This window comes from Streptomyces sp. BE303, assembly GCF_036290945.1.
GTDB lineage: Bacteria > Actinomycetota > Actinomycetes > Streptomycetales > Streptomycetaceae > Kitasatospora.
In genome coordinates this window covers 1-405 of sequence record NZ_JAQYWZ010000633.1, presented here as the reverse complement: position 1 = coordinate 405, position 405 = coordinate 1, and the positions used below count along the sequence as shown (strand labels likewise).

At 76.5% G+C, this 405-nt stretch carries 1 protein-coding gene; it reads right to left on the bottom strand.

The features are described 5' to 3' along the window. Nucleotides 1-405, bottom strand: a 405-nt coding sequence (locus PUR56_RS14440) for a beta-ketoacyl [acyl carrier protein] synthase domain-containing protein (RefSeq protein WP_329949203.1), incomplete at both ends; no start/stop codon positions are given.

Here is a 405-nt window from a genome sequence, read left to right as displayed (position 1 = left end):
TGGGTGCCACCGACGCCGAACTCCGCCACACGGGCCGGACGTGGCCGCTCCCCGGGGCCCCAGGCCCGAGACTCCGCCCACCGCGCCCCCGCGCCCGAAGCCCACTCCACGTGCGGGGAACGCTCGTCGGCGTGGAGCGTCGCGGGCAGGGGCCCGTGCCGCAGCGCCAGAACCATCTTGATGATGCCGGCGACACCGGCCGCCCCCTGCGCGTGCCCGACGTTGGACTTCACCGACCCGAGCCAGAGCGGGTCGCCGCCGACCCGGTCCTGACCGAAGGGGGCCAGGACCGCCTGGGCCTCGATCGGGTCGCCGAGCGTCGTGCCGGTGCCGTGCGCCTCGACCGCGTCGACGTCCTGCGGGTTCAACCCCGCCTGCGCCAACGCGGCCCGGATCACCCGCTGC